The 26,555-nt window shown below is 58.3% G+C and carries 29 protein-coding genes and 1 tRNA gene; 22 read left to right on the top strand and 8 right to left on the bottom strand.

Features of this window, described 5'->3' with window-relative positions:
• Positions 1–531 precede the first annotated feature (531 nt).
• Genes QRN33_RS10145 through QRN33_RS10130 form a run of 4 tightly spaced genes read left to right on the top strand, consistent with a single transcriptional unit; the run spans position 532 to position 6,106 of the window.
• Positions 532–3,363, top strand: coding sequence for a xanthine dehydrogenase family protein molybdopterin-binding subunit (locus QRN33_RS10145; protein WP_285408332.1), 2,832 nt, complete (start codon positions 532–534; stop codon positions 3,361–3,363).
• The gene (locus QRN33_RS10140) at positions 3,356–3,895 is read left to right on the top strand and encodes a (2Fe-2S)-binding protein (protein WP_065615018.1); all 540 of its coding nucleotides are present in this window, start codon (positions 3,356–3,358) and stop codon (positions 3,893–3,895) included. The genes QRN33_RS10145 and QRN33_RS10140 overlap by 8 nt, the downstream gene beginning before the upstream one ends.
• 2 nt (positions 3,896–3,897) lie before the next feature.
• Positions 3,898–5,133, top strand: coding sequence for a c-type cytochrome (locus QRN33_RS10135; RefSeq protein ID WP_285408330.1), 1,236 nt, complete (start codon positions 3,898–3,900; stop codon positions 5,131–5,133).
• Between the two features lies 1 nt (position 5,134).
• A complete protein-coding gene (locus QRN33_RS10130; protein WP_285408327.1) occupies positions 5,135–6,106 on the top strand; it encodes an XdhC family protein in 972 nt (323 codons plus the stop codon).
• A 43-nt stretch (positions 6,107–6,149) separates the two neighbouring features.
• Here the strand turns inward: QRN33_RS10130 and QRN33_RS10125 are convergent, their stop codons facing one another.
• The gene (locus QRN33_RS10125) at positions 6,150–7,433 is read right to left on the bottom strand and encodes an NAD(P)/FAD-dependent oxidoreductase (RefSeq protein WP_285408325.1); all 1,284 of its coding nucleotides are present in this window, start codon (positions 7,431–7,433) and stop codon (positions 6,150–6,152) included.
• A gap of 183 nt (positions 7,434–7,616) precedes the next feature.
• On the opposite strand from QRN33_RS10125, the gene QRN33_RS10120 reads away from it, so the two are divergent.
• Positions 7,617–7,693: transfer RNA gene (locus tag QRN33_RS10120), tRNA-Val, on the top strand.
• A gap of 462 nt (positions 7,694–8,155) precedes the next feature.
• Positions 8,156–8,611: a DUF2214 family protein gene (locus QRN33_RS10115; protein ID WP_123418631.1), complete on the top strand. Its 456-nt coding sequence runs from the start codon at positions 8,156–8,158 to the stop codon at positions 8,609–8,611.
• A 219-nt stretch (positions 8,612–8,830) separates the two neighbouring features.
• Here the strand turns inward: QRN33_RS10115 and csrA are convergent, their stop codons facing one another.
• On the bottom strand, positions 8,831–9,025 hold the full coding sequence (gene csrA / locus QRN33_RS10110; protein ID WP_003179932.1) for a carbon storage regulator CsrA: 195 nt from the start codon (positions 9,023–9,025) through the stop codon (positions 8,831–8,833).
• 250 nt (positions 9,026–9,275) lie between these two features.
• On the opposite strand from csrA, the gene QRN33_RS10105 reads away from it, so the two are divergent.
• A complete protein-coding gene (locus QRN33_RS10105; RefSeq protein ID WP_083353158.1) occupies positions 9,276–9,641 on the top strand; it encodes an SPOR domain-containing protein in 366 nt (121 codons plus the stop codon).
• An 85-nt stretch (positions 9,642–9,726) separates the two neighbouring features.
• Here QRN33_RS10105 and QRN33_RS10100 read toward each other — a convergent pair whose 3' ends face one another.
• The 3 genes from QRN33_RS10100 to QRN33_RS10090 all read right to left on the bottom strand — a co-directional run bounded on the left by QRN33_RS10100 (position 9,727) and on the right by QRN33_RS10090 (position 11,977).
• On the bottom strand, positions 9,727–10,416 hold the full coding sequence (locus tag QRN33_RS10100; protein ID WP_016774034.1) for an endonuclease: 690 nt from the start codon (positions 10,414–10,416) through the stop codon (positions 9,727–9,729).
• Positions 10,417–10,420: 4 nt separating this feature from the next.
• Positions 10,421–10,690: a DUF1654 domain-containing protein gene (locus QRN33_RS10095; RefSeq protein WP_016774035.1), complete on the bottom strand. Its 270-nt coding sequence runs from the start codon at positions 10,688–10,690 to the stop codon at positions 10,421–10,423.
• Between the two features lie 198 nt (positions 10,691–10,888).
• Positions 10,889–11,977 (bottom strand): asparaginase, encoded by a 1,089-nt coding sequence (locus QRN33_RS10090; RefSeq protein WP_039762072.1) that lies wholly within the window; start codon positions 11,975–11,977, stop codon positions 10,889–10,891.
• A 335-nt stretch (positions 11,978–12,312) separates the two neighbouring features.
• Here QRN33_RS10090 and QRN33_RS10085 point away from each other — a divergent pair, with 335 nt between their 5' ends.
• From QRN33_RS10085 to QRN33_RS10050, 8 genes are all read left to right on the top strand, one after another.
• On the top strand, positions 12,313–12,759 hold the full coding sequence (locus QRN33_RS10085; protein WP_285408318.1) for a hypothetical protein: 447 nt from the start codon (positions 12,313–12,315) through the stop codon (positions 12,757–12,759).
• A 197-nt stretch (positions 12,760–12,956) separates the two neighbouring features.
• Positions 12,957–13,913 (top strand): sugar ABC transporter substrate-binding protein, encoded by a 957-nt coding sequence (locus QRN33_RS10080; RefSeq protein ID WP_285408316.1) that lies wholly within the window; start codon positions 12,957–12,959, stop codon positions 13,911–13,913.
• Positions 13,914–13,968: 55 nt separating this feature from the next.
• A complete protein-coding gene (locus QRN33_RS10075) occupies positions 13,969–15,522 on the top strand; it encodes a sugar ABC transporter ATP-binding protein (protein WP_042609447.1) in 1,554 nt (517 codons plus the stop codon).
• Positions 15,519–16,496 (top strand): ABC transporter permease, encoded by a 978-nt coding sequence (locus QRN33_RS10070; protein ID WP_016774040.1) that lies wholly within the window; start codon positions 15,519–15,521, stop codon positions 16,494–16,496. The genes QRN33_RS10075 and QRN33_RS10070 overlap by 4 nt, the downstream gene beginning before the upstream one ends.
• 3 nt (positions 16,497–16,499) lie before the next feature.
• Positions 16,500–17,519 carry a LacI family DNA-binding transcriptional regulator gene (locus tag QRN33_RS10065; RefSeq protein ID WP_285408313.1) on the top strand — a complete coding sequence of 340 codons (1,020 nt, stop codon included), beginning with the start codon at positions 16,500–16,502 and terminating at the stop codon, positions 17,517–17,519.
• Positions 17,520–17,543: 24 nt separating this feature from the next.
• Positions 17,544–18,461 carry a ribokinase gene (rbsK, locus tag QRN33_RS10060; protein WP_285408311.1) on the top strand — a complete coding sequence of 306 codons (918 nt, stop codon included), beginning with the start codon at positions 17,544–17,546 and terminating at the stop codon, positions 18,459–18,461.
• Positions 18,458–18,862, top strand: a complete 405-nt coding sequence (gene rbsD, locus QRN33_RS10055) for a D-ribose pyranase (protein ID WP_041478553.1) — start codon at positions 18,458–18,460, stop codon at positions 18,860–18,862. The genes rbsK and rbsD overlap by 4 nt, the downstream gene beginning before the upstream one ends.
• Before the next feature lie 30 nt (positions 18,863–18,892).
• Positions 18,893–19,921, top strand: a complete 1,029-nt coding sequence (locus tag QRN33_RS10050) for a nucleoside hydrolase (protein ID WP_064363937.1) — start codon at positions 18,893–18,895, stop codon at positions 19,919–19,921.
• A gap of 33 nt (positions 19,922–19,954) precedes the next feature.
• Here the strand turns inward: QRN33_RS10050 and QRN33_RS10045 are convergent, their stop codons facing one another.
• Positions 19,955–20,155 (bottom strand): hypothetical protein, encoded by a 201-nt coding sequence (locus tag QRN33_RS10045; RefSeq protein WP_042609451.1) that lies wholly within the window; start codon positions 20,153–20,155, stop codon positions 19,955–19,957.
• A 130-nt stretch (positions 20,156–20,285) separates the two neighbouring features.
• Between QRN33_RS10045 and QRN33_RS10040 the strand changes: the two genes are divergently transcribed.
• On the top strand, positions 20,286–20,588 hold the full coding sequence (locus tag QRN33_RS10040; RefSeq protein WP_123418622.1) for a hypothetical protein: 303 nt from the start codon (positions 20,286–20,288) through the stop codon (positions 20,586–20,588).
• 167 nt (positions 20,589–20,755) lie between these two features.
• Positions 20,756–21,073 carry an I78 family peptidase inhibitor gene (locus QRN33_RS10035; protein ID WP_042609453.1) on the top strand — a complete coding sequence of 106 codons (318 nt, stop codon included), beginning with the start codon at positions 20,756–20,758 and terminating at the stop codon, positions 21,071–21,073.
• Between the two features lie 65 nt (positions 21,074–21,138).
• On the opposite strand, the gene QRN33_RS10030 is transcribed toward QRN33_RS10035, so the two are convergent.
• Together QRN33_RS10030 and QRN33_RS10025 are read right to left on the bottom strand one after the other, a co-directional pair.
• Positions 21,139–21,351 (bottom strand): cold-shock protein, encoded by a 213-nt coding sequence (locus tag QRN33_RS10030; protein ID WP_003179963.1) that lies wholly within the window; start codon positions 21,349–21,351, stop codon positions 21,139–21,141.
• Positions 21,352–21,641: 290 nt separating this feature from the next.
• A complete protein-coding gene (locus QRN33_RS10025) occupies positions 21,642–21,944 on the bottom strand; it encodes a hypothetical protein (RefSeq protein ID WP_042609454.1) in 303 nt (100 codons plus the stop codon).
• Positions 21,945–22,313: 369 nt separating this feature from the next.
• Here QRN33_RS10025 and thrS point away from each other — a divergent pair, with 369 nt between their 5' ends.
• The 5 genes from thrS to pheS all read left to right on the top strand — a co-directional run bounded on the left by thrS (position 22,314) and on the right by pheS (position 26,552).
• Entirely contained in the window at positions 22,314–24,236 is a 1,923-nt protein-coding gene (gene thrS / locus QRN33_RS10020; protein ID WP_042609455.1) for a threonine--tRNA ligase, read from the top strand.
• On the top strand, positions 24,236–24,787 hold the full coding sequence (gene infC, locus QRN33_RS10015; protein ID WP_169432615.1) for a translation initiation factor IF-3: 552 nt from the start codon (positions 24,236–24,238) through the stop codon (positions 24,785–24,787). Before thrS ends, infC begins: the two co-directional genes overlap by 1 nt.
• Before the next feature lie 60 nt (positions 24,788–24,847).
• Complete coding sequence (gene rpmI, locus QRN33_RS10010) at positions 24,848–25,042, top strand: 50S ribosomal protein L35 (protein WP_002553160.1); 195 nt, start codon at positions 24,848–24,850, stop codon at positions 25,040–25,042.
• Between the two features lie 27 nt (positions 25,043–25,069).
• Positions 25,070–25,426 (top strand): 50S ribosomal protein L20, encoded by a 357-nt coding sequence (gene rplT / locus QRN33_RS10005; RefSeq protein WP_002553161.1) that lies wholly within the window; start codon positions 25,070–25,072, stop codon positions 25,424–25,426.
• Positions 25,427–25,535: 109 nt separating this feature from the next.
• Positions 25,536–26,552 carry a phenylalanine--tRNA ligase subunit alpha gene (pheS, locus tag QRN33_RS10000; protein ID WP_285408304.1) on the top strand — a complete coding sequence of 339 codons (1,017 nt, stop codon included), beginning with the start codon at positions 25,536–25,538 and terminating at the stop codon, positions 26,550–26,552.
• The last annotated feature ends 3 nt before the right edge of the window (positions 26,553–26,555 follow it).

Below are 26,555 nucleotides of genomic sequence, written 5' to 3'. Positions count from 1 at the left end.
TACCGGCCTGTCACGCCGGGGGTCGCGGGTTCGAGTCCCGTCCGCTGCGCCATATCTGCCTCAAGGACCACTGAACGCCTTGAAGCGCCGAAACCAGCCACAGGCTGAATCGGATCGATAGCAAAGACCCTGGTCGAAAGACCGGGGTTTTTTGTGTCTGAAATTTGGCTATTCCTCTCTCGAACTCCTGCACAAATCCTTCTGTAGGAGTGAGCCTGCTCGCGATAGCTATATTCCAGTCGCCGGTATCCGCAACTGATACACCGCCATCGCGAGCAGGCTCACTCCTACAAGGATTTGATTCCAAACCAAATTGCTGCGATACCACGTCGCATTGATTTTTTTGATTATTTAGTCAGGTTTTTGTAACTGGTTGTTTGCTGCGGGCGCGGAAACCTTTAAAGTTAACCTTTCGGTCAGCTTTGCACTGTCAACACAGCTCTTTGCTTCGCCAGAAAGAGCTTCTGCACGACTCGAGATCCCCAGTAGATAACCACAAGGGCGGACCTATAACCGCCCAGAGGATGATCCATGTCCAACCGTGAAATATCCCGGCGCTCGTTCCTCCAGGGCGGGCTGGTGGCGGGTGTGAGCGTTACGCTTACGCCGCTCAGCAGTCAGGCGCTGGCTGCCTTGATGGAAAACAGCGTCACCGTGCCGTCCGAGAAATGGCTCGGCAACAATGGCAAGGCGCGGCAACGCAACGACGCCCTGTCCAAGGTCTGCGGCAGCAAAGTCTTCGCCCGTGACATCCGTGCCAAGGACATGCCCGGCTGGCCTGAGCAACAGGGCCACGCGATGCTGCTGAAAACCATCAAGGCCGACCGCATCTATGCAGGCTACGACCTGTCGTGGCTCGGCGCCGAGCTGCAGCCGGATCGCATCGTCACCGCTGCCGATCTGGACAAGGACGGCATCGTCTTCCCCGAAGAGCACGCTCCCGATCCATTGCTTCCCGAAGGGAAAGTGCCGATGTTCATCGGTCACCCGGTGGCCATCCTGATCTGGAACGATTTCGAGCGTTTTCGTCAGGCCAAGAACCAACTGAAATTCAATGACAAAGCGATTCGTTACGGCGCCAAAGTGCCGTTCTACGAAGGCGATCCATACGGCAGCTTCCGCTACGTGCGCGTCGGCGGCGCGACCTCGGCGGACGAAGACGAATTCGCCAGCCTGAAGGATTCGATCCTGTTCCCGATGCTGAAGAACCGCCGTCCGGTGTGGAATGCCTCGCCGAACCTGCACGGCAACCTCACCGAGCGCGGGCTGTTCTACGCCGACCGCATGAAGCAGGAGATCGACACGCCGCCAGACAACTGGCTGGTGTTCGATGAGCGCTACAAAACCCCGTCGATCGAACCGGCGGCACTCGAGCCGGATAACGGCAACGGCTGGTACGACCCGAAAACCAAAACCCTGCATTTCGTCGTGGCGACGCAGTGCCCGCTGGAAGTCGCGACCGAGACCGCGAAGATGATCGGGCCGTCGCGGTTTGGCCTGGCCAATCTGAACATGCACCCAGGCTATACCGTTGGCTATGGCTCCAAAGACCACAACATTTTTGTCTACTACGCAGCCTTGGCCGCCCTGTACGGCGGCGGTGTGCCGGTGCGTCTGGCCAACGACCGCTACGAGCAGTTCCAGAGCGGCATCAAGCGTCACCCGTTCGACATCCGCTACCAGTTGGCCGTGGACAAGAACGACTACACCTTCAAGATTTTCCGCGCCGAGATGAGCGTCGACGGCGGTGGCCGCGTCAACTACAGCCCATCTGTGGCAGCAGTGGGCGCCACCGCAGCGCAGTCGATCTACTACATGCCGCAGAACGATCTGCAAGTCACCGCGTATCACTCGCGGGCGGTAGAGGCAGGTTCGATGCGTGGTTACGGCACCCTGCAAAGCATGGCGGCGACCGAAATGATGGTCGACGAGATCGCCAATCGTCTGGGTGTCGACGCGATCGATTTGCGCCGCAAGAATGCGTTGCGTTCCGGCATGAAAAACACCCAGGGTGCGATTCCGGCCGGTGCGTTGCGTCTGCACGAAATTCTCGACAAGGCCTCGGTGCACGAGGTCTGGAAAAGCCGCGACGCGATCAAGCAACAACGTGAAGCGGCAGACCCGGATAACTGGTACGGCGTCGGTTTCGCCATCTGCCAGAAAGACTTCGGTACCGGCTCCGAAGCGCCGATGGCCAGCATCGAATTCACCGCGGACGGGCGCATCACCCTGCGCCACATCGGTATCGAAATCGGCACCGGCATGTCCACTTCGCAAGCCTTGGTCGTCGCCGATTTCCTCGGCAGCCCGGCGCACGATGTGAAGACCGGCGAAACCGAATGGCAGGAAATGCAGCTGATCACCAGCGGCAACCCGTACATCATGAGCCAGGCCGAGCAGGACAATCTGCTGCGCAACCCGCGCTGGGTCGGCAAGCTGGCCTCAGCGTCGTCGGCGACCAACTCCGCCTATTACTTCAGCCATGCAACCCGGGAAGCGGCGCGCGTGCTGTTCAACCACGGTTTATGGCCGGCGGCACTGGAGATCTGGCGCCAGGGTCCGTACGGCGGCCAGGCCAACCCTTACGTAGTGCGCCGGGAAGATGCGCATTGGGTCGACGGCAAGCTGACCGCCAACGGCATGCAGCCGCTGAGCTTCGAGGAGCTGGCCCAACGCGCCCACGAACGCGGTCTGGTGACGGGCGCCACGGTGCATGGTTTCAACCGCTGGAGCTGGGCCGAGGCCGAGTACAGCATCGACGGCGTGCGCGAGCGCCTGCCGCTCGACGGTCTGGCGGTGAAGTACGGTGATGGCGCGCCGCAAGGGAAGAAGGCGCAGATGAACAGTGCTGGCTTCCACCTGCTCGATCGGCAGAACGTCAATTACCCGGTGGTGCAGTTGAACAACGCCGCCGTGACCTATTACAGCCCGGTCGCCACTCTGGTCGAGCTGAAGGTCAACAAAGGCTCGGCGGAAGTCGAAGTGCTCAATCACCATTCGTGGATCGAGTGCGGCCGCGTGCTGGTGGAAGAATTGGTCAAGGGCCAGCTCGAAGGTGGCATCGCCATGGGTATTGGTCATGCGCTGATGGAAGAGATGCCGTTGTATGAAGGCGGTCCGGGGGAGGGTGACTGGAACTTCAACCGTTACCGTTTGCCGATGGCCCGTCACGTAGCGGTGTGGAAGCAGACTGCGGAGATCCTGCCGCCGCTGTCGCCGAGCGATCCGTCCAAAGGCATCGCCGAAGTGGTGATGATCCCGATTGTCGGTGCCATCGGTAACGCCGTGGCGCATGCCATCGGTAAACGTGTTCGCGACCTGCCCATCACTGCTGCGCGCATCAAGGAGGCCCTCAATGGCTAACCGTCCGCTTCAACTGACCCTCAATGGTCAATCCGTCGGCCCGGTGGACATCCCTGATGACCTGCCGATGATCGACTACCTGCACGAATACAAAAACCTCACCGGCTCGCGTCTGGGCTGCGGCCAGGGCATCTGCCACGCCTGCGTGGTGATCGTCGATAACCCCGACGGCACCAGCGAAGAAGTGCGCACCTGCATCACCGGTGCGCATTACTTCGAGGGCAAAAAAGTCCGTACGATCGAAGGCCACGCCAAACGCGACGAGCAGGGCCAGGTCACTGAGCTGAACCCGATCCAGCAGCGCTTCGTCGACGAGTTCGCCTTCCAGTGCAGCTACTGCGCGCCGGGCTTCGTCAACGCCGCGACCGTGCTGGTCGAGAAGCTGCAACGTCAGCCGATCGTCAAAAGTCAGCTTGAACAGGTGATCGAGGACAGTCTTGGCCACCACGTCTGCCGCTGCACCGGGTACGTGCGTTATTACAACGCCACGCGCAACGTGCTGAGCGATCTCGGCCTGGTCAAGGAGGGTTGAGCATGAAGCGTTTACTGACCCGCTTGGCCCTAGCGGTTGGCGTCGCTGCGCCAGCGTTTTTTGCCCACGCCGACGATCAGGTCAAGCGCGGCGAATACCTCGCTCGCGCCGCCGATTGCATGGCGTGCCACACCGCACCGGGCGGCGCGCCCTATGCCGGCGGCCTGCCGATCGTCTCGCCGTTCGGCACGATCTACGGTACCAACATCACCCCGAGCAAAGAGCACGGCATCGGTCTGTACAGCGATGACGAGTTCTTCGCTGCACTGACCGAAGGCAAGCGTCGCGACGGTGCCAATCTCTATCCGGCGATGCCGTACACCTCATACCACCTGATGCCGCGCGCCGATTCCGATGCGATTCACGCGTATCTGAAAACCATCGCGCCGATCGAACGCGCAGCACCGGTAACCAGCCTGAGCTTTCCGTTCAACGTGCGTCTGGGCCTGACCGGCTGGAACATGCTCTATGGCAAAGACGTCAAGCTTGAGCCCGCCGAAGGCAAAAGTGAGGCTTGGAAGCGCGGCCAATATATGGTCGATGTCCTCGGTCACTGCGGTGAATGTCACACGCCACGCGGCCTGCCCGGCGCGATGCAAATGGACAAGCGCATGACCGGAGGCATCCTTAATGGTTATCTGGCGCCGAGCCTGTTGGCCACTGACCTGGCCGCGCGCGGCTGGAATCAGCAGGATCTGAGCACGTTTCTCAAGCACGGCATGAGCGCGCAAGGAACGATGTTCAACGAAATGTTCCCGGTGTTTCACAACAGCACTCAGGGTTTGAGCGATGCTGATCTGGCGGCAATGGCGACGTTCCTGCTTGGCGAACAACCGCCGGCAGCCAAAGAGCTCGTCGAAGTGCCGCTGGACAAGCTCAGCCCGAGTGCCCAGCGCGGCCGTCAGGAATACCTCAACGTCTGCGCCGGTTGTCACGCCGCTGGCGGTGAAGGCAAGCCGCACATCGCAGTGGCCATGCGCGGTAACACCACGTTGCGCCTGGACGATCCGCGCAACCTGTTGCGAGTGATCGAAGATGGCATTGGCGAACAGAAGTTCTCCGGGTTCGAGCACATGCAGCCGATGTCGGGTTTTGCCGACAAGCTCAGTCCGGCGCAATTGACCGATCTGCTCAACTACCTGCGTCAGGGTTGGGGTGGTCAGAGTGGTGAGCTGGCAGTGAGTGACGTGCAGAAGCTGCAAGCCGACGCGCCAAGCGTCGAGCACAAGGCCCACTGATATGCAGCATCTCGATCTGCAAGTGGTGCGCCGGGCGCTGGAATGGTCGGTGGCCGGGCAGCGAATCTGGCTGTGCACGGTGCTGAGCACTTACGGCTCGGCACCGCGCGCGCCGGGTTCGCTGCTGGCGGTGAACGACGGCGGGCAGTGGATCGGCTCGCTGTCGGGAGGTTGCGTCGAGGAGGATTTTCTTCAGCGCGTCGCCGAAGGTGCGTTTCTCGAGGCGGTCAGCGTCGTGCGCTACGGCGAAGGCAACGATTCACGATCGCGGGTCAGCCTGCCTTGTGGTGGCATTCTCGATGTGTTGGTAGAGAAACTTGACGCCGACTGCGAGGTGCAGGCGCATCTGCGTGAACTGGAATCGGCGCTGCTGGGGCAGCGTCGTCTGCTTCGCGAAGTCGATCTGACCAGCGGTGCGCGTACTCTGTTTGCTGACCGTGAGCAGGGCGCGCGGATCGAGCGTGAGATCGACCGGGTGCGCATTCGTATCGGCGCAGCACAGCGCTTGTTGCTCGCTGGCTATTCCAGTGTGGCGCAGGCCTGTGCCGAGTTCGCGGTAGGGCTTGGCTTCGAAGTGATTCTCTGCGATCCGCGCGATGAAGTGCTCGAAGGTGTCGTGCTCGATGGTGTGGAGATCCGTCGGCAGTTGCCTTCGGTGTTCATTGCCGACGGTGGCTGTCATCGCGACACCGCGGTGGTGGCGCTGACCCACGATCCGCGTATCGACGATCTGGCGATGATGGAAGCGGTGCGCACCGAGGCGTTCTACATCGGTGTAATGGGGTCTCTGCAAACATCGCAGAAACGCTTCGAGCGCTTACGCCGCATTGGCGGTCTGGGGGAGGTGGAGCTGGCGCGGATTCACGCGCCGATCGGCCTGAACCTCGGCAGCAAGACGCCGGCGGAAATCGCTTTGGCGGTGCTGGCTGATATCCTGAGGATTCGCAGCGGAATTGCTCGGGATCAGCTCTGAGTTCCGTGTGTAAATGAAAAGGGCCGCACTACGCGGCCCTTTTTTACATCCCGAATTTATCGCGCAGCCCGTAGTACCACGCGCCCAGCGCGGCAAACGGTGTGCGCAGCAGTTGCCCGCCGGGGAAGGGGTAGTGCGGCAGGTCGGCAAAGGCATCGAAACGCTCGGCCTGACCGCGCAACGCTTCGGCGAGGACTTTGCCCGCCAGATGCGTGTAGGTAACGCCGTGACCGCTGCAACCCTGCGAGTAATAGATGTTGTCGCCCAAGCGTCCGACCTGCGGCAGGCGCGAAAGGGTCAGCAGGAAGTTGCCGGTCCAGGCGTAATCGATCTTGACGTTCTTGAGTTGCGGGAAAGCCTTGAGCATCTTCGGGCGAATGATCGCTTCGATGTTTGCCGGATCGCGAGCGCCATAAACCACGCCGCCGCCGAAGATCAAGCGCTTGTCGGCGGTCAGGCGATAGTAGTCGAGGAGATAGTTGCAGTCCTCCACGCAGTAATCCTGCGGCAAAAGCGCCTTCGCCAGCTCATCGCCCAAAGGCTCGGTGGTGATCACCTGAGTGCCACACGGCATCGATTTGGCCGCCAGTTCCGGCACCAGATTACCGAGGTAGGCATTGCCGGCAACGATGATGAACCTGGCCCTGACCTTGCCTTGCGGCGTATGCACAACCGGATTGGCGCCGCGTTCGATGCGCACGGCGGGAGATTGCTCGTAGATGGTGCCGCCGAGAGACTCGACCGCCGCCGCTTCACCGAGCGCCAGATTCAGCGGATGGATGTGGCCGCCACTCACATCGAGCATGCCACCAACGTATTGATCGCAACCGACGACCTCGCGGATGCGGCGTTGGTCCATCAGCTCCAGCTGCTTGTGTCCGAAGCGTTCCCACAGGCGTTTCTGCGATTCAAGGTGACCCATCTGTTTGGCGGAGAGGGCGGCGAACACACCGCCGTCCTTCAGGTCGCACTGGATGTTGTATTTCGCCACGCGCTCGCGAATGATCCGGCCGCCTTCAAAGGCCATTTCACCGAGCAGTTGCGCTTGCCTGGGACCGACGGTGCGCTCGATGACATCAATGTCGCGGCTGTAGCTGTTGACGATCTGCCCACCATTGCGCCCCGAGGCACCGAAACCGACCTTGGCGGCTTCCAGTACGGTTACGCGAAAACCGTTCTCCAGCAGGAACAAGGCGGAAGACAGCCCGGTATACCCGGCACCGATCACACAGACGTCCGTCTCCACATCATCCTGCAGCACAGGACGTGGCGGTACGGCATTGGCCGACGCGGCGTAATAAGACTCTGGGTATTGGGTGTTCGCCATCCTGCCGCCTCTGTTTAATATATTTTACGAGTGCGTCGATCCTACCCGAGTTGAAAAACCTCCGCCAGCCACCGGAAAATCTTCGTTGCTAAGCCGAAATTAAATATTTTGCATATTCATAGGGTTAGGTGGAAAAAAGGTGTTGACACCCCTCCGGAATTCCGTAGAATGCCGCCTCACAGCAGGCACGTAGCTCAGTTGGTTAGAGCACCACCTTGACATGGTGGGGGTCGTTGGTTCGAGTCCAATCGCGCCTACCAAACAAAATCCGCTCTGCTGGGCGGTCTAGAAGGGCTCACCGAAAGGTGGGCCCTTTTTTGTTGTCTGGGATTTGCACAACGCTTGCTTCTGGTAATCTCGCCTCGCTTTGTTCAATTCCGCCTGATTAGTGTTTCCGCAAAACGATCAAGCGCCATTCTGGTGCGCTCCGCTTCCGATCCGTCGTGGAAAACGCCTGCGTATTTAAAGGCTTACAGCTTTTTTCCCCCAATCGGCTATCGAAAAAACCTTGTTGGTGATTGTGAATTTAAGTAACATCCATCCCGCGTTCACCACCACGGTTTATGCATTTTTAAATCCCAAGCTTCCATCAGCTGCTTGGGATTTTTTTTGCCTGCGATTTGGCATTTGGCTCCTGTCCCTCCCTGACCTCCAGGCGAGGCCCCGCTTTTTCGTCTACTACTGACTGGCCGATATTCAACTCTTTGTAAGGGAGTGCGTCGATGCTGAGTCAGTGGGTTCTTGCGGCTGTTCATCTATTCGCGTTTGCCCTGGCTGTCTGGGCGGTGCTGACGCGCGGCAGAGCGTTCAGCCAGCTCGCGGCGGGTCATGAAGACGTCAAGCGAGTTCTGCTCGCGGATAACCTGTGGGGACTTGCGGCTTTGACACTGCTGGTCACGGGCGGGATGCGTGCGTTTGGCGGTTACGAGAAGGGCTCTGACTATTACCTGCATCAGCCGCTGTTTCATCTGAAGATGACGCTGTTTGTGCTGATCCTTCTCATGGAGCTTGCACCGATGATCACCCTGATCAAATGGCGCATCGCATCCTCGCGCGGTGCAGCGCTTGATACCGGACGGGCGAGGTTGTACGCGCGAATCAGTCACGTTGAAGCGCTGCTTCTGGTTTTGATGATGGTCGCGGCCACAGGCATGGCTCGTGGGGTGATATTCGCTTAGAGGGCGAAATTCTCCGCTCTGTATCGGAAACGTCCGACAGCCAGCTCCAGGAGTGAAAGGTAATATCGGCGCAAGGGAGTTAGAGGGGGCAAATCAAGACAGTCAGCATGCTTCAGGCGCCGTGCCCAGCGGGGGGGAATGCGGATGGCTAAACGGCGCGTGAATCTTTAGCCAGTCTTGCGCGGCGGCAAAGGGACTGGCTACGTGATGCAGTGTGGCTCAGGGCGTTTGCGGCTTGTCCGGAGCGGTCAGGCCAGCCTGGATGCGTTGGTAAATTTCTTCACGGTGCACTGCCACGTTTTTCGGAGCGTTGATGCCGATGCGAACCTGTTGGCCGCTGACTCCGAGGATGGTGATCGTGATGTCATCACCAATGTTTATGCTTTCACCGACTTTGCGGGTGAGTATCAGCATGGTCTTCTCCTTGATTGCTTTGTAGGGCACCTGATTCAGACAGTGCAGAGGTCGGTGGTATCTATAGATTAGTGCGAAGTCTCACGGTTTGGGTGCCTCTTTCTGACGCGCAGATGCGGCATTAATTCCCAGGGCGTAACTATACAGAGGCTGCAATCATCATTCTCGTTGTTTTGTGCCCATTTTGCGGGGCTCGCGAAGTATTTATGAATGATAAGATCGCCGCTTTACGAATTCCGAGGACAGCGTTGTGCGCAAATTGGTTTGGCTGGTAGCGGCACTGGCATTGGCAGGCTGCGGTGAAGGCAAAAATGTAGATGCGCCGAAGCCCGAGACGAAGGTTGCAACTGCGCCGGCGGCTGCCGCGCCACAGTGGGATCTGGAAGTGCGTGGCGAAACGCCTCAGGCCGTCAGTGACCTGAGCGGCTGGTTGATCGAGCACGCTTTCGTTCCGACGGTCGTCAAGGATGGCAGCGGTAAAACACGAATCCTGATCGGTCCGTTCAACTCTCAGGCCGAGGCCGAGGCGCGCAAGGTGCAGGTGGATGCAGCGTTGGTAAAAGCCAAGAAACAAAATATTGAATCGGTGGTGATTGAGCATCCGCTCACGCCATAAGTGAAGCGCTTTCAACCCAGGTAAACGCCGGACATGAAAAAGGCCTCGAGCATAACGCTCGAGGCCTTTTTTGTTCGCGCTGCGATCAGCCGCAGGCTTTCAGATTTACCGAGCCGACAAATTCATTGCCGCGTCCCATTACGCACGCCACGCTCTGGTTGCGCTGACGCTCCCAGTCCTGCACCGGGTAAGTCTTGTCCCACGCCTCGTACAACTGCCGATCCTGCTTCGACAATCGCAGTCCGTATTGTTTGCTCATATAAAAATAGGTGCGGGCGATCATGCCGCGAATCGAAGGGCGGGGCATGACCTTCTTCGCCTTGAAATCGACTTGGGTCAGGCAGGATCCGTACTGGCCGGACTGTACCGGCAACCAGCCATAGCTGAAGTTACTGCGGTCACCGTTTACCTCTCCAATGCTCGGCACCAGATTGTGTAAATCAGCTTCGGCCTTTTGATAAACCGGGTCGTAGCGTGTGCAATTCTTGCGTCCGCCTTGTTGCCAGCATTGTCGCTGGTGACCGATCTGCCAGGCCGGCACGATGTGCTCCCATTCGATTCTCGATGCACGCTTGGCGTTCTTGCGCGGCACGTAACCGCAAGCTTTCAGATCGACCTTGTTGCCGGTGTACTTGCAGCCGCAGTAAAACTCCGTGGACTGCGGTGCGTAGAGTTTCCACGCCGCTTTCTTGGCTTCCGAAAAGGTGCGTGGGGCGCCAGCCTGGGCGCCCACGGCAAAAAATAACAACAGCAAAGCAACACAGCGGACACTCATTGAATCAATCTTCCTTCGGCACAACCCAAAAAATCTGCACGCCACCGTCATCGCGATAGGCGAGGGTAACGTTGTCGTTCTCGTCGATTTCCTCGAGCAAACGCTCCCAGTCATCCATCGGCTCATCCGGCAAACGGAAAATCAGTGCGGCTTTGGCTTTTTGTGCGGTAGGGGAATTGATGATTTTCTGAACGCGCATACCCATGCGTTCGTAGGCGTCAGGAGCAGCAGGAGAGGTGGCCACGAGGTTATCCTTATTAAGCTGTACGTGCATACAGTATTTAACTGTAAGCGATTTCGCAACTGCTTAAAATTCAAGAAAATCCTCTGACAGCAGGTTTCCGATTTTGGTGTAAGGCTCGTCGAGTTTTTTGTGGGAAGAATGCTTGAAGCGTGTGAGGGAGCCACCACCCGCCAAGTCCGGCAGGTGGTGAGCAATTGCCTGATCGAGAGCTGATCAGGCGAAGGTCAATCAATATTCCCAGAACATCCGCTGCAGTTCTTTGCTGTCGTTGGTCTTGGTCAGTGCGACCATCGCCAGGATGCGGGCTTTTTGCGGGTTCAGGTCGTGAGCGACAACCCAGTCATATTTGTCGTCAGGCTGTTCGGCGTTACGCAGGACAAAACCGCCGGCATTGACATGGGACGAACGAATGATCTGCACGCCATCCTTGCGCAAGGCTTGCAGGGAAGGGACCACGCGAGAGGATACCGAACCGTTGCCCGTGCCGGCGTGGATGATCGCTTTGGCACCGGATTGGGCGAGTGCCTTGTAGGCGGTATCGCTGACGTTGCCGTAGGAGTAGGCGATTTCGACGTCAGGCAGGCTCTTGATGTTCTTGATATCGAATTCCGAATCCATGGTGTGACGCTTGGCCGGCAGGCGGAACCAGTAGGATTTTCCTTCGACGACCATGCCCAGCGGGCCCCAGGCACTTTTGAATGCTTCGGTCTTGATGTTGATCATCTTGCTGACGTCGCGACCGGACTGGATCTCGTCGTTCATGGTGACCAGCACGCCTTTGCCGTGCGCTTCCTTGCTGCTCGCCACGGCTACAGCGTTGTACAGGTTGAGCATGCCGTCTGCCGACATCGCGGTGCCAGGACGCATCGAGCCGACGACGATGATTGGCTTGTCGGTCTTCTCGACGAGGTTCAGGAAGTACGCGGTTTCTTCCAGGGTGTCGGTGCCGTGGGTAATGACGATGCCGTCGACGTCCTTGCTGTCCGCCAGTTCGGAAACGCGACGGCCCAATTGCAGCAGGTTGTCATTGGTGATGCTTTCCGATGCGATCTGCATGACTTGTTCGCCACGCACGTTAGCCAGTTTGCTCAACTCGGGAATGCCGGCGATCAGTTGTTCGATACCGACTTTCGCTGCCTGATAGGTGGCGCTGTTTGCGGCGCTCGCGCCGGCGCCGGCGATCGTGCCTCCCGTAGCGAGGACAACGACGTTGGCCAGTTTGGTCTGGGTTTCGACTTCTTTTGCCTGAAGGGCAGTGGGCAGGAGCAGCAGTAGGGCCAATGCGCCCGGAACCAAGGTATTGAAAGCAGATTTCATTATTTTTCTCTCTAGTCGTGAGACGGTGCTGATGCAGGTTCATCTAGATGCGCCCCAAGCCGATCTGAATGCTTGGGGTGCAGGGAGGGGAGCAGGATTCATACCATGGGTAATGTGCCTGCGGAAAATGTTTAACCCGATGATTTAAATCAATATTTGTCGAGAGTCGGAATGTTCTTGCGGACTGTTCCATCCGGGATTCCGAACGACGGACGGATTCGTGTTCGGCTCACCGATAGGCAATCGCTTAACGCCTGCTGAATAGCAAATACCCGCTAAAGAAATGTGCTCTCAGGCCGATGCGTCCTCAAGGAAACCAAATCTTAGGAGTTCACATGTCACTGACGGTCGGTTTTGCCAATCCCGCTGCAGTCACCATCGGCGGTAAAACTGCAGCGACGATCAACACCCTGAACGACGCGACCAATGAGGCAGCGGCGCAGGCGCTGGGTACCGAGAAGACCGAAACAAATCAGGTCAGAACCGGTGGCGGTCCTGTACAGCAAGAGCCCAAAACCGAGAGCGGCGGCAACCAGAGCGTCACCGTCAAGACGTTGCTCAAGCGCATGCAGGAGTTGCAGAAGCAGCTTCAGGAACAGCAGCAGCAATTGGCCGCAGCGCAGGCTGCGAGTTATCCAACGCCCGAAGCCAAGTCCCAGGCCATCATGTCCATTCAGGGGCAGATCGCGCAGACCAGCGCGGCAATGACGGAAGTCGCCGGTGCACTGGTCAAGGAAATGTCCAAGGGCGCCAGTGGTGGCCTGGTCAACACCACCGCGTAATGTGTCGTAGGGGCGAGTCAGCGATTCGCCCTACAACAAATGTCGATTTCTGATTGTTGACAAAAGTCGGCGGGATTCTCATAGTTCGGTCTACGCAAACGTTTGCGCGGCTTCAACAGGGCTGATGCACACTGCCGTGATGTAGCTTACGTCAGCGCAAACGTTGCTCACAATAATCATAAGATCGGAGTGAACCCATGAAGCTGCCCTTCGCCGCACGTCTTCTTGCTGTCGCTATGCTGGCTACTACCGCCGCTGCACTACCTGTCTCTTCGGCGTTCGCCGAATCTGCGGAAAAACCAAAGGTCGCGCTGGTCATGAAATCCCTGGCCAATGAATTCTTCCTGACCATGGAAGACGGCGCCAAGGCCTATCAGAAAGAACACTCCGCCGATTTCGATCTGATTTCCAACGGAATCAAGGACGAAACCGACACTGCCGGGCAGACCCGCATCGTCGAACAAATGATCCTGGCCAAGGTGAACGCACTGGTGATCGCGCCTTCTGACTCCAAAGCCATGGTGCCGGTGATCAAGAAGGCTGTAGACGCCGGTATCACCGTAATCAACATCGACAATCAGCTCGATCCCGCCGTGGTAAAAAGCAAAAACATCAACGTGCCGTTCGTAGGGCCGGACAACCGCAAGGGTGCGCGTCTGGTTGGCGAATACCTGGCCAAACAACTGAAGGCGGGCGACCAGGTCGGTATCATCGAAGGCGTGTCCACCACCACCAACGCGCAGGCGCGCACGGCCGGTTTCAAGGACGCGATGGAAGCCGCGCAGATCAAAGTGGTCTCGCTGCAATCCGGTGATTGGGAGATCGACAAGGGCAACAAGGTTGCGGCTTCGATCCTCAGCGAATACCCGGACGTCAAAGCGCTGCTGGCCGGTAACGACAGCATGGCGGTCGGCGCCGTTTCCGCGGTCCGTGCCGCCGGCAAGGCGGGCCAGGTTCAGGTCGTCGGTTACGACAACATCAACGCGATCAAGCCAATGCTCAAGGACGGTCGCGTGCTGGCTACGGCTGACCAGTTTGCTGCCAAGCAAGCCGTGTTCGGCATCGAAACCGCGCTGAAGATCATCAAGGGCGAAAAAGTCGACAGCGGTGCCAACGGCGTGATCGAAACACCGGTCGAGCTGGTCACCAAGTAAGTCATCTGGCGATACAACGGCGCTCGTCCGTCCGGGCGAGCGCGTGGAGATTCCTATGTCAGTTTCCGCTCCGAACGCTGTCCTCTCGGTCAGCGGTATCGGCAAGACCTATGCGCAACCGGTGCTCACCGGCATCGATCTGACGCTGATGCGCGGTGAAGTACTGGCGCTGACCGGCGAAAATGGTGCCGGCAAAAGTACCCTGTCGAAAATCATTGGTGGTCTGGTCACGCCCACCACTGGCCAGATGCAATTCCAGGGCAAGGACTACCGTCCGGGCAGCCGTACCCAGGCTGAAGAGCTTGGCGTGCGCATGGTCATGCAAGAACTCAATCTGTTGCCGACGCTGTCGGTCGCGGAAAACCTCTTTCTGGATAATCTGCCGAGCAGCGCTGGCTGGATCAGCCGCAAGCAATTGCGCAAGGCGGCGATCGAAGCCATGGCGCAGGTCGGCCTCGATGCGATCGATCCGGACACGCTGGTCGGCGAACTCGGTATCGGTCACCAGCAGATGGTCGAAATCGCGCGCAACCTGATCGGCGACTGCCACGTGCTGATCCTCGATGAGCCGACCGCGATGCTCACGGCGCGCGAAGTCGAAATGCTCTTCGAGCAGATTACCCGATTGCAGGCCCGTGGCGTTTCCATCATTTATATTTCCCACCGCCTCGAAGAACTGGCGCGGGTGGCACAGCGCATTGCGGTGCTGCGTGACGGCAATCTGGTCTGCGTCGAGCCGATGGCCAACTACAACAGCGAGCAACTGGTCACCTTGATGGTCGGTCGCGAACTGGGCGAACACATCGACATGGGGCCGCGCAAGATCGGTGCTCCGGCGTTGACGGTCACCGGCCTGACGCGTTCGGACAAAGTCCGTGACGTCTCCTTCGAAGTGCGTGCCGGAGAGATTTACGGCATTTCCGGGTTGATCGGGGCAGGGCGCACGGAATTGCTGCGGCTGATCTTCGGTGCCGACACGGCCGACAGCGGAACCATCGCGCTCGGCTCCCCGGCCAAAGTTGTGAGTGTTCGCTCGCCAGTGGATGCCGTGCGCAATGGCATTGCCCTGATCACCGAGGATCGCAAGGGCGAAGGGCTGCTGCTCAGTCAATCGATCAGCGCCAACATTGCCTTGGGCAACATGCCGGAAATATCCAGTGGCGGGTTCATCAATGACGGCGACGAAATCTCCCTGGCACAGCGTCAGATCGAGGCCATGCGCATCCGCAGTTCGAGCCCGACGCAATTGGTCTCGGAGCTGTCGGGCGGCAATCAGCAGAAGGTCGTGATCGGCCGCTGGCTGGAACGCGACTGCTCAGTGCTGCTGTTCGACGAGCCGACTCGCGGTATCGACGTCGGCGCCAAGTTCGACATTTACGGTTTGCTCGGCGAACTGACCCGTCAGGGCAAAGCGCTGGTCGTGGTGTCCAGTGACTTGCGCGAGTTGATGTTGATCTGCGACCGGATCGGCGTGCTCTCGGCGGGGCGCCTGATCGACACCTTCGAGCGCGACAGCTGGACCCAGGATGATTTGCTTGCCGCCGCATTCGCCGGCTACCAAAAACGTGATGCGTTGCTCAACGAAGCAGCGCCTAGGGATCTCCCATGAAAACTGCATCCTCTGCCAGTAAACGTAGTGGCAATTTTTTCGGCCTGGGTACTTACCTGGGCCTGGCCGGTGCCTTGCTGGCGATGATTGCGCTGTTCTCGGTCCTGAGCAGCCATTTCCTCTCGTACAACACGTTCAGCACCCTGGCCAACCAGATTCCCGACCTGATGGTGCTGGCAGTGGGCATGACCTTCGTGCTGATCATCGGCGGCATCGACCTGTCGGTTGGCTCGGTGCTGGCGCTGGCTGCATCTACGGTCAGCGTTGCGATTCTCGGTTGGGGCTGGAGCGTTTTACCGGCAGCCCTGCTCGGCATGGCGGTAGCAGCTCTGGCCGGGACCATCACGGGCTCGATCACCGTGGCCTGGCGGATTCCGTCGTTCATCGTCTCCCTCGGCGTGCTGGAGATGGCCCGCGGTGTGGCCTATCAGATGACCGGCTCGCGTACCGCTTACATTGGTGATGCGTTTGCCTGGCTGTCGAATCCGATCGCGTTCGGTATTTCCCCCTCGTTCATCATCGCTTTGCTGGTGATTTTCATCGCGCAGGCGGTTTTGACCCGCACCGTTTTCGGTCGCTACCTGATCGGCATCGGCACCAACGAAGAGGCGGTGCGTCTGGCCGGGATCAATCCCAAGCCCTACAAGATTCTGGTGTTCAGCCTGATGGGTTTGCTGGCGGGCATCGCTGCGCTGTTTCAGATTTCGCGTCTGGAAGCGGCTGACCCGAACGCAGGTTCGGGCCTGGAGCTGCAAGTGATCGCAGCCGTGGTCATCGGCGGCACCAGCCTGATGGGTGGTCGCGGTTCGGTGATCAGCACTTTCTTTGGCGTGTTGATCATTTCCGTGCTCGCTGCCGGACTCGCACAGATTGGTGCGACGGAGCCGACCAAGCGCATTATTACCGGTGCGGTGATCGTCATCGCCGTGGTGCTCGACACCTATCGCAGTCAACGCGCCAGTCGCCGGGGCTGAACCATGGCAACGATCAAGGATGTAGCGGCACTCGCGGGCATTTCCTACACGACCGTGTCGCACGTGGTAAACAACACCCGCCCGGTGAGTCAGGAAGTGCGGCGCAAAGTGGAGGCGGCGATCAAGAGCCTCGACTACGTGCCCAGTGCCGTGGCGCGCTCGCTGAAAGCCAAAACCACGGCGACCATCGGCCTGCTGGTGCCCAACAGCCTCAACCCGTACTTCGCCGAATTGGCGCGGGGAATCGAGGATTATTGCGAGCGTAATGGCTACTGCGTGATCCTCTGCAACTCCGACGACAACCCGGAAAAGCAGCGCAGTTATTTGCGCGTGTTGCTGGAAAAGCGCATCGACGGCTTGATCGTTGCCTCCGCCGGCGGTGACAGCGGTCTGGCAGAAGGGCTGGCGGGCGTGAAGACGCCGATGGTGATCGTCGACCGTGGCCTGGAGGGTGTGAATGCCGATCTGGTGCGCATCGATCACGAATACGGCGCTTATCTGGCGACGCGCCACCTGCTTGAGTTGGGGCATCGCGACATCGCCACCATCGGTGGTCCGGCGAGTACCAGCGTGGCGCAAATGCGTCAGGCCGGTTATTGCCGGGCGCTGCAAGAGGCGGGAATCGAGGCGCGCGCGGAGCGCATGCTTGAGAGCGACTTCACCAGCACCGGTGGTTACAACGCCGCCGCCCGCTTGCTTGAAAGCAATCCGCCGAGTGCGATTTTTGCCGGTAACGACATGATTGGCATCGGTGTGCTGCGTGCAGCGGCCGAACGTAACGTGCGAGTGCCGGCCGAGTTATCGGTGATCGGCTTCGATGACATTCAAATGAGTCGTTATGTCTATCCGGCGCTGACCACGGTCGGCCAGTCGATCCTGCAACTCGGCGAAATGGCTGCCGAAGTGCTCTTGCGAAGAATTGCTGCGCCTGATTCAGGTACCGAGCAACGCATCGTGACTCCCAGCATTGTCCTGCGCGAATCGACCGCGCCGCTGTCCGGCGTGCTCACCGAATATCGCTGAAACCGAATTGATGAGTAGTGATGTATGCCAGCAAATGTAGTGGTAATAGGCAGTCTGAACATGGACCTGGTGACCCGGGCGCCACGGCTGCCTCGCGGCGGTGAAACACTGATCGGTCATACCTTCGCCACCGTTTCCGGCGGCAAGGGCGCCAATCAGGCAGTTGCCGCAGCGCGCCTGGGCGCGCAGGTGGCGATGATCGGTTGCGTCGGGAATGACGACTACGGTGTGCGGTTGCGCGATGCGTTGCTGGCCGAGCACATCGATTGCCAGGCTGTCAGCGTCGTGGAGGATTCCAGTGGCGTAGCGCTGATTGTGGTCGATGACAACAGCCAGAACGCCATCGTGATCGTCGCCGGTGCCAACGGCGCGATGACCCCGGCAGTGATCGACCGTTTTGATGCGGTGTTGCAGGCCGCCGATGTGGTGATCTGCCAGCTCGAGATTCCCGATGCGACGGTCGGACATGCGCTCAAGCGTGCGCGTGAACTGGGCAAAACCGTAATCCTCAACCCGGCGCCGGCCAGTCGCCCGTTGCCGGCAGACTGGTTCGCCGCCATCGACTATCTGATTCCCAACGAGAGCGAAGCAGCCGCATTGAGCGGGCTCGCTGTCGACTCGCTGCAGTCGGCAGAAACGGCCGCCACTCAATTGATTGCCATGGGCGCGGGCAAAGTCATCGTCACGTTAGGCGCGCAGGGTTCGTTGTTCGCCGATGGCAAAGGCTTCGAACATTTTCCCGCACCGACCGTGAAGGCGGTGGACACCACGGCGGCGGGCGACACCTTTGTCGGTGGTTTCGCTGCAGCGCTGGCCAATGGCAAGTCTGAGGCGGAGGCGATTCGCTATGGCCAGATTGCTGCTGCACTGTCGGTCACCCGTGCCGGTGCGCAACCCTCCATTCCAACCATGTCCGAAGTACAGGCGTTCAGACCCGCATGAAAAAGACTCCTCTGCTCAACGTCGCGCTGTCGCGACTGATCGCATCTCTTGGCCACGGTGACATGGTCGTGATTGGCGACGCCGGTTTGCCGGTGCCGCCGGGTGTCGAATTGATCGATCTGGCGCTGACCCATGGCATCCCTGATTTCGTCAGCACACTGAAAGTCGTGCTCAGCGAAATGCAGGTGGAAAGCCATGTGCTGGCCAAGGAGATCTTCGACAAGCAACCGACGGCACTGGCGGATCTGGACGCCTTGAACGAAGAGGGCGCCCTGGGCCGTAGGGATCTGCTCACCCACGAACAGTTCAAGGTGCTGAGCCGACAGGCCAGGGCGATCATTCGTACAGGAGAATGTCAGCCGTACTGCAACATCGTTCTGGTCGCCGGGGTTACATTCTGATTTCCGATTCACCTGCACAAGGAATGCGCCATGCAACGCTATGCTGAAAAACTTCATCAACTGATCCGGAGCCTGCTGCTTGTGTCCGTGCTAACTGCGACCGGCGCTCAGGCGGCGGAAAAGATCGACCTGATCATCGACACCGATCCTGGCGCTGACGACGTGGTCGCCTTGCTGTTCGCTCTGGCGTCGCCGGATGAACTGAATATTCGCGCGCTGACGACGGTGGCCGGGAATGTGCGTCTGGACAAGACTTCGCGTAACGCGCGATTGGCTCGCGAATGGGCGGGGCGCGAAGATGTACCGGTTTACGCCGGCGCGCCGAAACCGCTGATGCGCACGCCGATCTACGCCGAGAACATTCATGGCAAGGAAGGCTTGTCGGGCGTTACGGTTCACGAACCGAAAAAAGGCCTGGCGAAAGGCAATGCGGTCAATTATCTGATCGACACCCTTAAATCGGCCAAGCCACACAGCATCACCATCGCCATGCTCGGTCCGCAGACCAATCTGGCGCTGGCGCTGATCCAGGAGCCCGAGATCGTTCAGGGCATCAAGGAAGTGGTGATCATGGGCGGGGCGCATTTCAACGGTGGCAACATCACCCCCGTCGCCGAATTCAACCTGTTCGCTGATCCACAGGCTGCCGAGGTGGTGCTCAAGAGCGGGGTGAAGCTGACGTATCTGCCGCTGGACGTGACGCACAAGATCCTTACCAGTGATGCACGCCTGAAGCAGATTGCCGCGCTGAACAACAATGCGAGCAAGATCGTCGGCGACATTCTCAACGAATACATCAAGGGCGATATGGAGCACTACGGCATTCCCGGCGGCCCGGTGCATGACGCGACTGTGGTGGCGTACCTGCTCAAGCCTGAGCTGTTTACCGGTCGGGCGGTCAATGTCGTGGTGGATAGTCGGGAAGGTCCGACATTCGGCCAGACCATTGTCGACTGGTACGACGGTCTGAAAGCACCGAAGAATGCGTTCTGGGTCGAAAATGGCGACGCCCAGGGATTCTTTGATCTGCTGACCGAGCGCCTGAAGCGCCTCAAATAAGTCCGCTGACCCGCAGGCCGCTGCCTGCGGGTTTCACTGGGCGTGTTCGGCCGATACGGTCGGGTATCGTTCGAATACCTGATTGATGAATTGCTGCGCCGCCTCGATTCCCAGCTCCTTGACCAACAGGTCGATGCCGATCAGCGCCAGCTCTTCCGTCGTACCAGGACTATAAGAGCTGTGTCCGTCTGCCCATTTGGCTTTGATGTCGGCGTCGATGCTGAGGCTGGTCATGAGAAGGCTCGAAGGTCAGGGTGTCTGTTTTTCGAGTTAACCATTTTGCGCGGCGTTTGGCACTGCGACTTAGGCATGAGCGGAGTGCTATGCGACACTTGGTCTTTTACGGCCTACCAAGGACCCTGTTGTGCAGATCGATCTGAATACCCCTGACGGCCTCACGCTCGACGCTGTGCGCCAATTGCTCGCCTCGGGCAGCGACGACGAACATACTCAATTGCGCGTGACCAAGGGCGGCATCGCCTATTTATCCAGCGTGACTGGCGGGCAGGATATCGACGGTCTGCTGTTTCGTCTTGAAACCTGGGCGAAGGGCTCGGGCTATGTCGGCAAGGTCGCGGCCAGCGATGAAGTCTGGGTCATGCAGATTTTCAACGCGCTCAGGGACAACTGGCCGAATCCGCCCTTTGACTACATCGACGTTTATTAAGCGTCGTTAATATTCAGTCACGATTGTTTGATGAGCCGGGCAGGGCAGCTCAGGCACACTCGGCATTTTTCCGCTCGTGGGGCAGGGCATGGCTCTGGCCGTGAAACCAAACGCCGAGATGGCGGTCGCACGATCTCTGCTTAAACATTTGAAAACAAGGAGGCTTCATGCCTTTGAAGTTCGCGACACTGGGTGCACTTATGGCCGCTGCTCTATTGGCCGGTTGCAGCACAACCTCCAGCGAGTCGGCAAAGGAGCCCGTGGCGGCTGAATCCGGAAATAGCCGCTGCGAAGCATCGGCAGCACAATTTGCCGTTGGCAAGAAAGCATCTCCTGAGCTGCTGGATCAGGCGCGTGCCAAGGCTGGAGCGCAAAATGCGCGTTTCCTCAAGCCGAACGACATGATCACGCTGGAATATCGCTCCGACCGCCTGAACCTGAACACTGACAACAGCCTGGTAGTTACCCGCGTCAACTGCGGCTGAGTGCTTTTGTGTCAGGCATAAAAAACCCCGTCACCTGGACGGGGTTTTTTTAGTGCGCCGAGAAATTACTCTGGGCGAACCTGTGCAGCTTGCATACCCTTTTGGCCTTTCTCAGCCACGAAAGAGACGGTCTGGCCTTCTTTCAGGCTTTTGAAACCGTCGGATTCGATAGCTTTGAAGTGTACGAACAGGTCGTCACCGCCACCTTGAGGAGTGATGAAGCCGAAGCCTTTTTCATCGTTGAACCATTTAACGGTGCCGGTTTGGCGATTAGACATGGTGTATCTCCAAGAAACATATATTTTCAGTAGTACTGTGCTGCTCAGGCCAACTGGGCACACCCGGGTATCATAGTCGAAATGTTCGCTTTGGTAGCCCCCCGGACGTGCTGTTTGCCAATCAGTCGTGTTTTCTTTACCGCCTGTTTCTGCTGAAAGCCCCGGTTTGAAAGGCTTGCAGCGAAACGTAAAGACGATAAAAAAACCTGTAAAACCTGCATAAATCGTCCAAAAAGGCTCATTTCCAACACTTTTTTCGGCCTTTCAAGCGATCAGGATGCTCGGTTTTGTTATTTTTTCGCCGGGGTATTTGCCTTGCATTTGGCGATCTGACCAAGGGCTTTCTGCTGCAGTTCCGGAGCCGCCTTGTTGTCCATCAATGCCTGAATATCGCTGGCCGGATAGGACTTGATGGCGTCAGCACCGCAAGCGCAGTGCGATTTAGCTGCAGCAGCACCGATTTGTGGGGTGGCAGCCTGGGTGCACTGGGCCATGTACTTCTCGCGCTCGCCCTTCGGCCAGTCGGCATGGGCGCTCAGTGGCAGCAGCAGAACGACGGGGGCGACGGCGGCGAATAAGCTTTTCAGACGCATCGAGGATGCTCCTTGTGGGTCAATGTCTTGTTATCTGAGGGCGCAAGGGCCGATCAAGTTCAGCACTCTGGCATAAAAACGGACATTTGGCCTTCTGCCAAATCAGGGCGTGAGCGACCGCTCATCTGTGCTAGCATGCCGGGCTCAAGCGTTCTCAGGCTTCGGATGACCTTCAGTCCCGAAGCGGTCGGCGTGCGAATTTTTCCGATTTGAATCCCAGTCACTCTGGTTCGGTTTTCCGGTTGGCCGCAAGGCTCCTGCCGCTGTAAGGCAGGCGTTCGTCATTGAATGGCCTGGATCGGATCTTGTACTGGCTCATCCCAACCCACGTGACCTTTGGTAGGGGTCACCACTAGGAGAGGAGGCGCCATGCCAACTATTACTCTTCCCGACGGCAGTCAACGTTCATTCGATCACCCGGTTTCCGTAGCCGAGGTCGCCGCATCCATTGGTGCAGGCCTGGCCAAAGCCACGCTCGCCGGCAAGGTCAATGGCCAACTGGTCGACGCCAGCGACATCATCAGCAGCGACGCGACCCTGCAAATCATTACGCCAAAGGATGAAGAGGGGCTGGAGATCATTCGCCACTCTTGCGCGCACCTGGTCGGCCACGCGGTCAAGCAGCTGTACCCGACCGCGAAAATGGTCATCGGCCCGGTCATCGACGAAGGCTTCTATTACGACATCGCCTACGAGCGTCCTTTCACGCCGGAAGACATGGCGGCCATCGAACAGCGCATGCAGCAGCTGATCGAGAAGGATTACGACGTCATCAAGAAAGTCACTCCGCGCGCCGAAGTGATCGAAGTGTTCAAGGCTCGCGGCGAAGACTACAAGCTGCGCCTGGTCGAGGACATGCCGAACGAACAGACCATGGGTCTGTACTATCACGAAGAATACGTCGACATGTGCCGCGGTCCGCACGTGCCGAACACGCGCTTCCTGAAATCCTTCAAGCTGACCAAGCTGTCGGGTGCCTACTGGCGCGGCGACGCCAAGAACGAGCAATTGCAGCGCGTTTACGGCACCGCCTGGGCTGACAAGAAGCAGCTGGCAGCTTACATCCAGCGCATCGAAGAAGCCGAGAAGCGCGATCACCGCAAGATCGGCAAGCGCCTGGGCCTGTTCCACACCCAGGAAGAGTCTCCGGGCATGGTGTTCTGGCACCCGAACGGCTGGACTTTGTACCAGGTGCTCGAGCAGTACATGCGCAAGATCCAGCGTGACAACGGCTACCTTGAGATCAAGACCCCTCAAGTCGTTGACCGCAGCCTGTGGGAGAAATCCGGGCACTGGGCCAACTACGCCGACAACATGTTCACCACTCAGTCGGAAAACCGCGACTACGCGATCAAGCCGATGAACTGCCCGTGCCACGTACAGGTGTTCAATCAGGGCCTGAAGAGCTACCGCGAGTTGCCGATGCGCCTGGCCGAGTTCGGAGCCTGCCACCGTAACGAGCCGTCGGGTGCGTTGCACGGCATCATGCGCGTGCGAGCGTTCACTCAGGACGACGCGCACATCTTCTGCACCGAAGAGCAGATGCAGGCCGAGTCCGCTGCGTTCATCAAGCTGACCATGGACGTCTATCGCGATTTCGGCTTTACCGAAGTCGAGATGAAACTGTCCACTCGTCCGGAAAAACGCGTTGGCTCCGACGAACTGTGGGATCGCGCTGAGGCCGCATTGGCTGCAGCCCTTGATTCCGCTGGCTTGCCGTACGATCTGCAGCCGGGCGAGGGTGCTTTCTACGGTCCGAAGATCGAATTTTCGCTGAAAGATTGTCTCGGTCGCGTGTGGCAGTGTGGTACCTTGCAGCTCGATTTTAACCTGCCTGTCCGTTTGGGCGCTGAATACGTCTCCGAAGACAACAGCCGCAAACACCCTGTGATGCTGCACCGGGCGATCCTCGGCTCGTTCGAGCGTTTCGTCGGGATTCTGATCGAGCACTACGAAGGTGCTTTCCCTGCGTGGCTCGCGCCAACCCAGGCGGTGATCATGAATATCACTGATAAACAGGCAGATTTTGTTGCAGAGGTTGAAAAAACTCTCAACGAAAGCGGATTTCGTGCCAAGTCCGACTTGAGAAATGAAAAGATCGGCTTTAAAATCCGCGAGCATACTTTGCTCAAGGTTCCCTATCTTTTGGTTATCGGAGATAAGGAAGTCGAGATGCAGACTGTCGCTGTGCGTACTCGTGAAGGTGCTGACCTGGGCTCGATGCCCGTCGCCCGGTTCGCTGAGTTTCTCGCGCAAGCGGTTTCCCGGCGTGGTCGCCCAGATTCGGAGTAATTATTATTAAGCGTGAAATGAGACAAGATAAACGAGCTGCACCGAAAGCCCCGATCAACGAGAATATCTCGGCACGCGAGGTTCGGTTAATTGGCGCTGATGGCGAGCAGATTGGCATCGTCTCGATTGATGAAGCGCTTCGTATCGCTGAAGAAGCAAAGCTTGATCTGGTGGAAATTTCCGCCGACGCAGTCCCGCCTGTTTGCCGGGTGATGGACTACGGCAAGTCGATCTTCGAGAAGAAGAAGCAGATTGCCGCGGCGAAGAAAAACCAGAAGCAGATTCAGGTTAAAGAAATCAAGTTTCGTCCAGGGACGGAGGAAGGGGATTACCAGGTAAAACTGCGCAACCTGGTACGTTTCCTGAGTGACGGGGACAGGGCCAAGGTATCCTTGCGATTCCGCGGCCGTGAGATGGCCCACCAGGAGCTGGGGATGGAACTCCTCAAGCGGGTTGAACAAGACCTGCTCGAGTACGGTTCGGTCGAACAGCATCCTAAGATGGAAGGACGCCAGCTGATCATGGTCATCGCCCCGAAAAAGAAGAAGTAATCAACAGGGCACGGCAGGCCTTCTGATTATGTTTATCAACTGAATGCGGAGTATCCGAACATGCCAAAAATGAAAACCAAAAGTGGTGCTGCCAAGCGGTTTCTGAAAACTGCTAACGGCATCAAGCACAAGCACGCTTTCAAGAGCCACATCCTGACTAAAATGTCGACCAAGCGTAAGCGTCAACTGCGCGGTAGCAGCTTGCTGCATCCGTCTGACGTGGCAAAAGTCGAGCGCATGCTGCGCCTTCGTTAATTTAGTCAAGAATAGAGGAAGTAACTCATGGCTCGTGTAAAGCGTGGCGTCATTGCCCGTAAGCGTCACAAAAAAATTCTGAAACTTGCTAAAGGCTACTACGGCGCACGCTCCCGCGTATTCCGTGTTGCCAAGCAAGCGGTAATCAAGGCAGGCCAATACGCCTACCGTGACCGTCGTCAGAAAAAACGTCAGTTCCGCGCTCTGTGGATCGCTCGTATCAACGCTGGTGCTCGTGTTAACGGTCTGTCCTACAGCCGTTTCATCGCTGGCCTGAAAAAAGCGTCCATCGAGATCGACCGCAAGGTTCTGGCTGATCTGGCAGTGAACGAAAAAGCGGCGTTTGCTGCGATTGTCGAGAAAGCTAAAGCCACCTTGGCTTAAGTACCCCCGACAGTCACCCGGCCTCACCTCTGTGGGGCCAGGTGTTAAACGTCATAAATAGGGGAAGAGCCTTCAAGCTCTTCCCCTATTTTGTATCTGGAGTCTGTACATGGAAAACCTGGATGCGCTGGTCTCTCAAGCACTAGAGGCTGTGCAAAGCGCTGAAGATATCAATGCCCTGGAGCAAATCCGGGTTCAATACCTTGGTAAGAAGGGCGAATTGACTCAGGTGATGAAGACCCTGGGGAATCTGCCGGCCGAAGAGCGTCCGCAAGTCGGTGCGCTGATCAACGTTGCCAAGGAACGTGTTACAGGCGTTCTCAATGCGCGCATGGCCCTGTTTGAAGAAGCCGAACTGGCTGCCAAACTGTCCGCCGAATCCATCGACGTGACATTGCCGGGCCGTGGCCAGACCTCTGGTGGTCTGCATCCGGTCACCCGGACTCTGGAGCGTGTCGAGCAGTTCTTCACCCGCATCGGCTACGGCATTGCCGAAGGCCCAGAGGTCGAAGACGACTATCACAACTTCGAAGCGCTCAACATCCCAGGCCATCACCCGGCCCGGTCGATGCATGACACCTTCTATTTCAATGCCAACATGTTGCTGCGCACCCATACCTCGCCGGTACAGGTCCGCACCATGGAATCGAAGCAGCCGCCGATCCGCATCGTCTGCCCTGGCCGCGTATATCGCAGCGACTCCGATATCACCCATTCGCCGATGTTCCACCAGGTCGAAGGCCTGCTGGTTGATCGCGACATCAATTTCGCCGATCTCAAAGGCACCATCGAAGAATTCCTGCGGGTGTTCTTCGAGAAAGAACTGGCCGTACGTTTCCGTCCTTCGTACTTCCCGTTCACCGAGCCATCCGCCGAAGTCGATATGGAATGCGTGATGTGCAGCGGTAAAGGCTGCCGCGTCTGCAAGCAGACCGGCTGGCTGGAAGTGATGGGCTGCGGCATGGTTCACCCGTACGTGCTGCGCATGTCCGGCATCGACCCGGAAGAATTCTCCGGCTTTGCCTTCGGCATGGGCGTCGAGCGTCTGGCCATGCTCCGTTACGGCGTGAACGACTTGCGTCTGTTCTTCGACAACGACTTGCGGTTCCTCGCGCAATTTCGCTAGTCG

Origin of the sequence: Pseudomonas sp. FR229a (assembly GCF_030209115.1) — a bacterium.
GTDB lineage: Bacteria > Pseudomonadota > Gammaproteobacteria > Pseudomonadales > Pseudomonadaceae > Aquipseudomonas > Aquipseudomonas moraviensis_A.
Note: the sequence above shows the minus strand (reverse complement) of the source record. Positions and strands in the feature narration are given on the sequence as shown.

Excerpts from the sequence above, each read along its gene's own strand:
- QRN33_RS10045 (WP_042609451.1), bottom strand. The coding sequence starts at position 20,155 with ATGACCAGCCTCAGCATCGACGCCGACATCAAAGCCAAATGGGCAGAC.
- QRN33_RS10115 (WP_123418631.1), top strand. The coding sequence starts at position 8,156 with ATGCTGAGTCAGTGGGTTCTTGCGGCTGTTCATCTATTCGCGTTTGCC.
- rpmI (WP_002553160.1), top strand. The coding sequence starts at position 24,848 with ATGCCAAAAATGAAAACCAAAAGTGGTGCTGCCAAGCGGTTTCTGAAA.
- rplT (WP_002553161.1), top strand. The coding sequence starts at position 25,070 with ATGGCTCGTGTAAAGCGTGGCGTCATTGCCCGTAAGCGTCACAAAAAA.
- QRN33_RS10145 (WP_285408332.1), top strand. The coding sequence starts at position 532 with ATGTCCAACCGTGAAATATCCCGGCGCTCGTTCCTCCAGGGCGGGCTG.
- rbsD (WP_041478553.1), top strand. The coding sequence starts at position 18,458 with ATGAAAAAGACTCCTCTGCTCAACGTCGCGCTGTCGCGACTGATCGCA.
- QRN33_RS10075 (WP_042609447.1), top strand. The coding sequence starts at position 13,969 with ATGTCAGTTTCCGCTCCGAACGCTGTCCTCTCGGTCAGCGGTATCGGC.
- rbsK (WP_285408311.1), top strand. The coding sequence starts at position 17,544 with ATGCCAGCAAATGTAGTGGTAATAGGCAGTCTGAACATGGACCTGGTG.
- QRN33_RS10095 (WP_016774035.1), bottom strand. The coding sequence starts at position 10,690 with ATGCACGTACAGCTTAATAAGGATAACCTCGTGGCCACCTCTCCTGCT.
- QRN33_RS10050 (WP_064363937.1), top strand. The coding sequence starts at position 18,893 with ATGCAACGCTATGCTGAAAAACTTCATCAACTGATCCGGAGCCTGCTG.
- QRN33_RS10070 (WP_016774040.1), top strand. The coding sequence starts at position 15,519 with ATGAAAACTGCATCCTCTGCCAGTAAACGTAGTGGCAATTTTTTCGGC.
- QRN33_RS10085 (WP_285408318.1), top strand. The coding sequence starts at position 12,313 with ATGTCACTGACGGTCGGTTTTGCCAATCCCGCTGCAGTCACCATCGGC.
- QRN33_RS10125 (WP_285408325.1), bottom strand. The coding sequence starts at position 7,433 with ATGGCGAACACCCAATACCCAGAGTCTTATTACGCCGCGTCGGCCAAT.
- QRN33_RS10065 (WP_285408313.1), top strand. The coding sequence starts at position 16,500 with ATGGCAACGATCAAGGATGTAGCGGCACTCGCGGGCATTTCCTACACG.
- csrA (WP_003179932.1), bottom strand. The coding sequence starts at position 9,025 with ATGCTGATACTCACCCGCAAAGTCGGTGAAAGCATAAACATTGGTGAT.
- QRN33_RS10130 (WP_285408327.1), top strand. The coding sequence starts at position 5,135 with ATGCAGCATCTCGATCTGCAAGTGGTGCGCCGGGCGCTGGAATGGTCG.
- QRN33_RS10035 (WP_042609453.1), top strand. The coding sequence starts at position 20,756 with ATGCCTTTGAAGTTCGCGACACTGGGTGCACTTATGGCCGCTGCTCTA.
- QRN33_RS10135 (WP_285408330.1), top strand. The coding sequence starts at position 3,898 with ATGAAGCGTTTACTGACCCGCTTGGCCCTAGCGGTTGGCGTCGCTGCG.
- pheS (WP_285408304.1), top strand. The coding sequence starts at position 25,536 with ATGGAAAACCTGGATGCGCTGGTCTCTCAAGCACTAGAGGCTGTGCAA.
- thrS (WP_042609455.1), top strand. The coding sequence starts at position 22,314 with ATGCCAACTATTACTCTTCCCGACGGCAGTCAACGTTCATTCGATCAC.
- QRN33_RS10100 (WP_016774034.1), bottom strand. The coding sequence starts at position 10,416 with ATGAGTGTCCGCTGTGTTGCTTTGCTGTTGTTATTTTTTGCCGTGGGC.
- QRN33_RS10025 (WP_042609454.1), bottom strand. The coding sequence starts at position 21,944 with ATGCGTCTGAAAAGCTTATTCGCCGCCGTCGCCCCCGTCGTTCTGCTG.
- QRN33_RS10090 (WP_039762072.1), bottom strand. The coding sequence starts at position 11,977 with ATGAAATCTGCTTTCAATACCTTGGTTCCGGGCGCATTGGCCCTACTG.
- QRN33_RS10080 (WP_285408316.1), top strand. The coding sequence starts at position 12,957 with ATGAAGCTGCCCTTCGCCGCACGTCTTCTTGCTGTCGCTATGCTGGCT.
- QRN33_RS10030 (WP_003179963.1), bottom strand. The coding sequence starts at position 21,351 with ATGTCTAATCGCCAAACCGGCACCGTTAAATGGTTCAACGATGAAAAA.
- QRN33_RS10140 (WP_065615018.1), top strand. The coding sequence starts at position 3,356 with ATGGCTAACCGTCCGCTTCAACTGACCCTCAATGGTCAATCCGTCGGC.